8 protein-coding genes are annotated in these 8,538 nt (G+C 42.2%); 5 read left to right on the top strand and 3 right to left on the bottom strand.

Annotated features, from left to right (window positions below):
• The first annotated feature begins 299 nt into the window (after nt 1-299).
• Nucleotides 300-1,277, top strand: a complete 978-nt coding sequence (locus tag F6J99_RS36680; protein ID WP_293120623.1) for an ABC transporter ATP-binding protein — start codon at nt 300-302, stop codon at nt 1,275-1,277.
• On the opposite strand, the gene F6J99_RS36675 is transcribed toward F6J99_RS36680, so the two are convergent.
• Nucleotides 1,224-1,385 carry a hypothetical protein gene (locus tag F6J99_RS36675; RefSeq protein WP_293120621.1) on the bottom strand — a complete coding sequence of 54 codons (162 nt, stop codon included), beginning with the start codon at nt 1,383-1,385 and terminating at the stop codon, nt 1,224-1,226. The two genes, F6J99_RS36680 and F6J99_RS36675, sit on opposite strands and share 54 nt — an antisense overlap.
• On the opposite strand from F6J99_RS36675, the gene F6J99_RS36670 reads away from it, so the two are divergent.
• On the top strand, nt 1,370-1,642 hold the full coding sequence (locus F6J99_RS36670; RefSeq protein WP_293120619.1) for a DUF4351 domain-containing protein: 273 nt from the start codon (nt 1,370-1,372) through the stop codon (nt 1,640-1,642). The two genes, F6J99_RS36675 and F6J99_RS36670, sit on opposite strands and share 16 nt — an antisense overlap.
• A 126-nt stretch (nt 1,643-1,768) precedes the next feature.
• On the opposite strand, the gene F6J99_RS36665 is transcribed toward F6J99_RS36670, so the two are convergent.
• A complete protein-coding gene (locus F6J99_RS36665) occupies nt 1,769-1,981 on the bottom strand; it encodes a hypothetical protein (RefSeq protein WP_293120617.1) in 213 nt (70 codons plus the stop codon).
• 114 nt (nt 1,982-2,095) lie between these two features.
• Here F6J99_RS36665 and F6J99_RS36660 point away from each other — a divergent pair, with 114 nt between their 5' ends.
• Both F6J99_RS36660 and F6J99_RS36655 read left to right on the top strand, forming a co-directional pair.
• Nucleotides 2,096-2,347, top strand: coding sequence for an AbrB/MazE/SpoVT family DNA-binding domain-containing protein (locus tag F6J99_RS36660; RefSeq protein WP_293120615.1), 252 nt, complete (start codon nt 2,096-2,098; stop codon nt 2,345-2,347).
• 9 nt (nt 2,348-2,356) lie between these two features.
• Nucleotides 2,357-2,782, top strand: a complete 426-nt coding sequence (locus F6J99_RS36655) for a putative toxin-antitoxin system toxin component, PIN family (protein WP_293120613.1) — start codon at nt 2,357-2,359, stop codon at nt 2,780-2,782.
• A gap of 131 nt (nt 2,783-2,913) precedes the next feature.
• On the opposite strand, the gene F6J99_RS36650 is transcribed toward F6J99_RS36655, so the two are convergent.
• Nucleotides 2,914-7,284, bottom strand: a complete 4,371-nt coding sequence (locus F6J99_RS36650; RefSeq protein WP_293120611.1) for a caspase family protein — start codon at nt 7,282-7,284, stop codon at nt 2,914-2,916.
• Between the two features lie 674 nt (nt 7,285-7,958).
• Between F6J99_RS36650 and F6J99_RS36645 the strand changes: the two genes are divergently transcribed.
• Nucleotides 7,959-8,114 carry a hypothetical protein gene (locus F6J99_RS36645; protein ID WP_158517071.1) on the top strand — a complete coding sequence of 52 codons (156 nt, stop codon included), beginning with the start codon at nt 7,959-7,961 and terminating at the stop codon, nt 8,112-8,114.
• The last annotated feature ends 424 nt before the right edge of the window (nt 8,115-8,538 follow it).

The raw sequence follows: 8,538 nt of genomic DNA, 5'->3' as shown, positions 1-8,538 counted from the left end.
CTCAAGGGAAATGAACCCATTGATTTAGATGAGTTTGTGGAAACCATACCCTTTGGTGAAACCAGAAACTATGTCAAGCAAGTTTTGGGTAATTACTGGAATTACTTACGCTTATACAATCCTGAGGTTGATCTGCAGTTAGTAGACTTTTTTGCTGACTGATCCAGCAACACTGACCGTAAACATTCAGCAAGACCCTACCGGATCAGATATCATGGATTTTATTCATAATAGATACAAAAGTCACCAAAATAGGGAATAAATAAGTATAGATTATATCCTCATCTCCCAGCAACAGGATGGAGCAATCTACTCTCACTTTACCCCCCCAACTAACTACCTCTGAACCAATCCCAGTGGTTCAGACCTCCCAACTGCGCAAAGTCTACCGCACCGGCTTCTGGCTCAATCAAAAAATTGAATCCCTGAAAAATTGCTCCCTCAGCGTCTATCAGGGAGAAACCTTTGGATTACTCGGTCCAAATGGAGCCGGGAAAACTACCCTGTTAAAAACCTTACTAGGAATTGTCCGTCCTACTGGCGGACAAGGATGGTTACTCGGACATCCCCTTGGTAATGTTAAGGTCAAGCAGCGCATTGGTTACTTACCAGAAAACCCCTACTTCTATGACTATCTCACTGGCTGGGAATTTTTGCACTTTACCGCTGGACTATTTCAAATTCCCCATGAGGTAAAACGTAAACGTATTCCTCGGCTGTTAGAACTAGTAGGATTGTCCCAATCAGCAGCACGAAAGAAACAACTACGTCAGTATTCTAAAGGGATGCTCCAGCGCATCGGTATGGCCCAGGCACTGATTAATAACCCAGAAGTAGTATTTCTCGATGAACCCATGTCCGGTCTTGACCCGATGGGACGCTACCAAATCCGGGAAATTATTATGTCTCTGAAAGCTCAAGGCAAGACTATTTTCTTCAACAGCCATGTCTTGTCAGATGTGGAGAAAATATGCGATCGCATCGCAATTCTCGCTAATGGGGAATTAATTTGTATGGGAGCGTTAGATGAACTTTTGGGTACCGATAACACCTACCGAGTTAAAGGCAAAGGTGGAAATATAGACATTATCAAACGGTGGCTGATGGAATTGGAATTTGAGGATGACTGCTGGTACGGTCAATTGCGAGGGGAACCCCAAGAGTTTATAGCTTCTCTCCGACTGATGGATGCCCAATTGATGAATATGACTTTAAATCGTCCTTCATTGGAAGAGTTTTTTATGAAGCACTTGAATAATCCGGGTTTTAGGGAGTAGGGAGTCGGGAGTAGGGAGTCGGGAGTAGGGAGTCGGGAGTCGGGATCCAGCAGAATCGCTGAGACGGGCCGTTTGATATAATCGTTTAATGTTTGATAATACCTGCAAGTTTCTCCATGGAGCAGTCTGTAATTTATCAAGACATTAAGGATGAAGGCCGTCACGAAGGGGAACAATCTCTTATACTCCGCCTTCTCGCACGTCGCATCGGCGAAGTGTCCCCAGAAATGCGAGCGCAGGTTCAAGCCTTATCCCTCCCTCAGCTTGAAGCTTTGGGGGAAGCGTTGTTGGACTTTACGAAACCTGACGATTTGGATGAATGGATGCGTTCACTATCTGTTGCTGATAGCAAATCCGACTCGTAGGTTTAGCTTTGGGTGCGATTGGCCTACGGCCACGCTACGCGATCAGCCCTACGGGCATAACTGCGCTGACTGCACTACTTCTCAACTAAGATTAACTGAGTTAGCGTACGCTCCTTTTTCATCCTGTTAAGCTAAGTTTTGATGGGAACGAATAATATTAGCTAAAGCCCGCAGTGCATCATTAACTGATTTTTCATCTGGAAACATTTCAGCAACATCGTCATCCAACTTAACAATGTTGCTACCTTCCCTATATCTCTGAGCATATTTACCGCGTATGCCTTTGCTGAAATCGTATTCATCTAGCAGATCCTGATCCTGTTGATTATTAATAGTCATTGTTCTCCTCGTATGTCCTTTTCTCTGGTGATGTAGCCAAACGAGCACGCTTTAATCCTGATCGATTACTATTGACTTAAAGTCCGGTTTGCCGGATTATGGTTATTTTAAATTATGGAAGTCATCAAGCTAGGAAAAAAAGGTCAACTCTCTATTCCCAAAGCAATTCTCAAGCGTCTAGGGTTGGAGGGTGAAACTATGCTACTGGTAGAAACTACTGCTGATGGTGGAATTATACTGCGTCCTGCGGGAGTGTATCCGATTGAGATGTATACAGAGGAACGGATTGAGGAGTTTTTATCAGGAGATCGCTTAACTAACGAAGAAGCCGAACAGCTAATGGGCAAACTTAAAGATGCTGAGTAGGAAAGATACATGCACGTGTTTCTGGATGCCAATGTAATCTTTGCAGCCGCTATTAGTCCTGATGGTCGCTGTAACGTTTTGTTTGAGTTAGCTTCTGCTGGGTATTGTGCTTTGCTAACATCGCCTCACGCCTTGGAAGAAACACGGCGTAACATTACAGCTAAGTATCCCGAAGCTTTGACAGGATTGGAACGGGATTTAATCCCCAAACTAATTATTGTTGGAGAAGCACCGGTTTCACGAGTTAATTGGGCCATGGAGATGGGGCTACCTTTGAAAGATGCTCCTATTTTAGCGACAGCAGTAGAGAATAGGGCAGACTTTTTGGTAACGGGTGATAAGAAGCATTTTGGTTCGTTTTACGGTCAGATATTAGAGGGAGTAACGGTGGTAGATCCGGCAGAGGCGATCGCACTACTTCTCAATCAAGATTAACGAGAGTGCGAACGCGCCCCGCGTGACATGCAGGTCACGCGGGGCGCGTTCGCAAATTCTTCGACAATTATAAAGATCAGCCAATTGCAAAAAACACAATCGTGGCTACCAAAACTTTTACATCAAGGTAACTACTTGTTAACATTGTCGCAGAGATGGCGATCGCTCTCGTCAACATTGGGGTTATTCTTCAGATAATCGTGTACCCAATCGCAGCCTCGCACCAATAATTCATCCAGGTCTTCCATTTGCCACGATTTAACCTGCGAAAATAAAGGGTAATTATTACTGTTATCAATGTTTTGATAAGCAAATAACAATTGTTTGCCATCTCGACTAAATGTGATGCTTTCTGCAACTACTTCTTGTTCTTCGCCTGCCTCAAATTGTGCTAGCTGCTGACCAGATAAATCCCATATGCGAACAGTACCATCTGAGGCAGCAGTTGCAAGTAGATTTCCATCTGGGCTGAAAATAACCTGACTGACCGTTCCTATATGACCTTTAAACTCTGCTAATTTTTTACCTGAGAGATTCCACAAACGAACTCCATTAGTTGAGCCATCTAAACCAGCAGTCGCAATTAGATTTCCTTGAGGATTGAACACAATACTTAGAGTCTGAAGTGTATTAGCCTGAATACTTAGTTTTGGCAAAATTTGTTTGGGTTTTTGTTCTTTCCAATTCCATAGGCGGACACGTCCACCTATTCCACCAGTAGCAAGTAAATCACCACTGGGGTTAAAAGCTGTAGCGTGCACCCAATCTGGAACTCCTGTCTCTCTCCGTGACGTATCTTCAAGAAATTTAGCTTGTTTTTGTCCATCAATACTCCGAACAATAATATTATTATCACCACCGATGGCTAACCATTTACCATCTTCGCTAAAGCTGATTCCCTGTGAAAGAGAACCGTACGTTTTTTGAACGAAACTGCCAAATTTTATATTAGCTTCTTCAACTGTAAATGAAATTAGCTGGTGGTTATTCCTAACATCAAGCAAATGAATAGCGCCATCTGTTTCACTAATAGCTAGTAATTTGCCATCGGGACTAAATTTCAGTTCTGATATACTGGGAAACTTTTCCCTTACAAACTCTAAAGATTGTCGTTTTTCCAAGTTCCAAAAATTAACAATTCCTTGACTATCGCTAGCTGCTATTAGCTGAGTGTCTGAACTAACGCTGATATTACTAAAACTTTGTTCTATGCTAAATTTTGTTAATTGTTTACCTTCTAGGTCTTGCCATATTCGGAGAGTCTTATCCCTGCCAAGGGTAGCTAACTGTTTTCCATCAGGACTAAAGCTGATATCTTTAATTCCACCTTGGTTAGCTTTGAATTTAGCTAACTGATTACCGTTTACATCCCATACTAAAATAGTATCATCTCGAAAACCACCAGTTGCAATAAGTTTGCTATCGGGACTAAAACTGATACTTCTAGGAATATTACTGTCAAAAGTACTACTTTTTAAACTAGCTATTTTTTGTTTGGTAACAACGTTAAAAATGTTTATATTTTCGCCTGGAGGTGCGATTGATACTAACTTGCCATCAGGACTAAACCTATCACCACCTATGTTATTTTTGCTATAAAATTGATTTCTCTGCTTTCGATTCTCTATATTTCTCAGTCTAAGAAAACCTTCATCCTCGCTGAATACTAGTAGATTCCCACTAGAATCAATTATCAACTCTTCTATGATTCCAGGTTGCTTTAAATCCTTTCCTACTTGTTGTCCGTTAAAATTCCAGTATTTAAGCACTTGATCAGTCCTATCAGTACTATCAGTGCTAACAGTGATAAGCTGTTGACTATCAGAACTAAAGCTAATGATCCTAACTTCACTTCCCACATTGAATGCTTTAAATCCAGTTAACGGTTTACCACTTCGCTCCCATAAGCTAACGTTACCATCGAATTTTAGTGTAGCTAAGAGCTGACCATTGGGACTGAAAACTACTTCATGTCCATCATTAGGAATTGTGATTCGATTTCGTTCTTTGACTTGATAGAAAGCTTTCTGTAATGTTAATCTAACTTGATGTTGCAGTTTCATCTCAGGCTGAAAAAATCCCAATAAAGATGAGTGCTTAAGTGTTGTGGCAGCTTGTAAACTACTTACCAAGGCATCTAACTCTTGATTTAAGAGCAGTTTTGCTTCTGAGGCTTCTCGAGAGGCACGAATTTGTTCTATCTGAGAGCCTCGCTGTCCAATAAGAGTGGCAATAGTCAACCCGCTCAATCCCAGCATGACGGCGATCGCAACACCCCAATTCCGACGAGTATTAAAGTTTTTTCGCTTGACGCTACGCTCTACAAACTCAGCTTCTACTTGGTTCAGCCAGTTATTCTCAGAATTGAGTACCTTTTTCAACAAATCAAGACGAGGGTTAGCATGCCAAAGAAACTTTGCCTGTTGCTGGCTGTTCCACTCCACCGCCGCAGGAGTCAACCGCCGTTGTAGAAGTAAATTTTCCTCATCTAAATGCTTCCACTCCAGCAACCTTTGCCAAGCTCGTACTAAAGCATCATGGGCTGGTTCTACATAAAGATTACCATCAGTATCTTCTCCTTTCACCAATAACCGTGCGTTGGTAAAACGCTCAATTACTTCTTTAACTAAATCTTTTTTCTTTTTTGGATATTCCAATTCTGATAACGGTACGCGCCTACGGGCTAACTCACCCCCAGTCAGGGCGACCATCCGCAGCATCACATGACGGATAACTTGGTCATAAGCGGGGTTTTCATTAACTAGCGCCTCATATTCAAGATCTGCTCTTTGAGTTAGCGATCGCATTACTCCCCCCAATTCCATATAATCGGCTTGAGTCAAGGCCCGGTCAATAGTGATTCCTCTATATTGTGCCCCCCGTTGTCGTTTTAAATACTTGAGATAAAGTTCGCTCAAGGCAAAAGATAGCAGGGGTAAGGCTCCGGGCATATCCGCCACTTCATTAATCAATTCTTCTACTAGTTCGTGGGGTTGAAAATACATTACCCGTATTTCTGCGGGTTTCTCAATGGCTTCGCGCAGTTCGGCTCGCGTCATCGCTGGTACAATAAATCGTCCCCAGTTAAGTTCTTCGCCGACAAACTTTAAGCCAGCATCCCTGACTTGGGGTTCAAAGTCAGACCGTAGAGATAGTACTACCCGTAATTTATCCCCATGGGCATTTATGGCTGTGAGTATCTGTTGGAAAAATTCCTGACGCTCATCTAAGTTTTGACAGAGTGTAATAATTTCTTCGCTTTGGTCAATAAACAGTAATAACTTAGAGTTGGGGTGATTTTTCGCCCAAACATCAATGCTCATTGCCAGGTTCTGCTCTGGGTTTTGTCGCTCTACCCTTGGTAACTTAGCATTACATAGCACATTATTTAACGGTTGCAAGGGAGTCTCACCAGGACGGATGGGTGGCAAAATACACCATTTCTCGGTATTGTCTTGCCGTAGTTTGGGAATTAATCCGGCCTTGACCAAGCTAGATTTCCCCGAACCGGAAGCACCCAACACGACTGTTAGGGGATGAGCTTTGACAAAATAGTCTAACTTTTCTACTAGTAATGTTCTACCGAAAAACAGTGAACTGTGTTTCTCCTCAAAGGAGTTTAAACCGCGATAGGGATTTTGTGACTCATCCAAAGGTGGTGCTGGTGGTAAATTAAGTTCATGTCCGGGAGAAAGAAAGATATATTCTCCCTTATCGTGCTTATTTAAACACCAAATACCAGGGGTTTGTCGTACACGGTATTTTTCTGTGGGTATTTCGACTCGATCCCGTAAATATAAATATAATTTTGTGGCTGTAATTACCCCATCGACCGCCGGTTTACCATTGGTAGCAGGAGGAATTCTATCTGCTGCCCCTTCGAGGGCTTCTAATAATGCCGCCGCAAAAGGGGAATGATTGCCGACTTGACCGCGTACGCTATCTAAATAAAAGTTATCGAGGGCTTTTTGGTCAGAAGCTGAGGAGGTAATGATTTGCCAGGCTGGGTCAGTAATAAAACGGTCGTATCGTTCTTGGTGAATTACTTCTGGCGAGGTTAATAAATCCCTGGTGCTTGACCATTTAAAAGCACCAGCAAAACAGCAGTCTAGGATACCCAAGAAATGACGACAAGGTAATTTAATTAAAGCATCGTGTAACTTGGTCATGGGCAGATAACTATTAGTATCCCTCAGTTTGGCATCTTGAGGAATTAAGTAACCAGCCGGGCCATCATCCCCATTGAGAGCTACTCCATGACCAGCAAAGTAAAATAATAAGCGGTCGTTTTCAGTGACTTGTTCTGGTAAAGTATGAAATAAAAATTTGTGGAAGTTAGAGAGGGTGGCTACTTCGTCTAGGCATACCCAGACTTGGTAATCATGCTTGGTGCGGAGAATTTCAACTAGTTTTTTGGCATCGTTTACGGCGGTATTCAGGGGGGAAATACCGTTTGTGTAGTTATTGATGCCGATGATAAAGGCGAGATTTCGGGAGAACATATAGCGGTTGGGGATTTTATGAAGTGCAAAATTATGGGGGTTTTTTTATGAAATAAGAATAACCCCTTATTAAGGGGCAGATCTGTTTCAAAAATCGTAAGCATTGAGCTAAGGCACTACCTGCTAAATGCTGAGGGCTAATAGCCGATTTTTAAGTATCTATACACTTATCTGGCTAACCACCAAGAATTATGCAGCAAATTTTTAAGGGTGGAGCTCCCACAGGACTTACCCACGAACACTCTTAAGTCCCCATCTTCCCGCTATCGCCACACTCTTGCCCCTGTTCCCTAGGCAACATTTCTGCCAATTAACAATTACCAGGCTTCATTGATAAATTGAATAAAATTGTTGGCTTCTCTAGGGCTAATACTAACAAAAATAACCAGATAAATAATTAGCATTATGCTTAATGTATTAAACTCTTTCATTTCTACTTTCCTCAGACTACTTAGGTATTAAATTAGTGATTAAATTAGTAATTGAAGGTATGGGCGTAAGCATTCGTAAGTCTTCAGCTATCAACAGTTAATAGCTGGCAAGGGTTGCTTTTAAACTAGCCCGTTAGACTTAGGCTCAATCCTGACATAGCTGTCGTTTAGAACTCTCCAATTAACAAGCTTTAATCAACTTCCTCTAGTTTCGTAGCTTTTTCAGGTTTTAACAGTACCCTTGTGGGTACTCTTAATCCTGGAACTGTCAGCTTTAGGACTGTGATTCGTCACAATCCCTATCTCTACCCAAAGCTAGCTATACAGAAGTTTTTCCCGATTCCCGATTCCGGATTCCCGATTCCCGATTCCGGATTCCCGATTCCCGAACCCAATTGAGAACTGTTATATTGGGTGGCATGGGTGCCTACACCATTGAACTGGCTATCTGCCTAGCTCATAAATCCCTTTGATAGTGCGGTCGTTTTCTTTTCTTTGTTATCCTTATTACTTTTTTCTCTGTTCACAAATTTTTCACCCTACCCTGATAGGATGTCGTACTGGTAGTAATTGTAATAGAGGTAATAACCTCTATTCTTGTTCAAGTGTTATTCAGGGCTGATTGACTCACAAAACTCCTACAAACTATGGTGTCCCTACTATCCCCCTAGGGGGTAAAACCCCTAGCTCATGTAGGGTGGGCAGTGCACCAGACAGATAATGAAGCTTGCAAAGCGCGTTGCTAGGCACTGTCCACCCTACCATTAATGACTAGCTAATAACTAGCTAATAACTCAAGTCTGTTAAAACGGACTAGGGATAA

It is taken from the genome of Moorena sp. SIO4G3 (assembly GCF_010692305.1).
GTDB classification, from domain to species: Bacteria; Cyanobacteriota; Cyanobacteriia; order Cyanobacteriales; family Coleofasciculaceae; genus Moorena; species Moorena producens_A.
The sequence above is the reverse complement of the archived record's forward strand: the minus strand, read 5'-3'. Positions and strand labels throughout refer to the sequence as shown.

Excerpts from the sequence above, each read along its gene's own strand:
- F6J99_RS36680 (WP_293120623.1), top strand. The coding sequence starts at position 300 with ATGGAGCAATCTACTCTCACTTTACCCCCCCAACTAACTACCTCTGAA.
- F6J99_RS36665 (WP_293120617.1), bottom strand. The coding sequence starts at position 1,981 with ATGACTATTAATAATCAACAGGATCAGGATCTGCTAGATGAATACGAT.
- F6J99_RS36660 (WP_293120615.1), top strand. The coding sequence starts at position 2,096 with ATGGAAGTCATCAAGCTAGGAAAAAAAGGTCAACTCTCTATTCCCAAA.
- F6J99_RS36655 (WP_293120613.1), top strand. The coding sequence starts at position 2,357 with ATGCACGTGTTTCTGGATGCCAATGTAATCTTTGCAGCCGCTATTAGT.
- F6J99_RS36650 (WP_293120611.1), bottom strand. The coding sequence starts at position 7,284 with ATGTTCTCCCGAAATCTCGCCTTTATCATCGGCATCAATAACTACACA.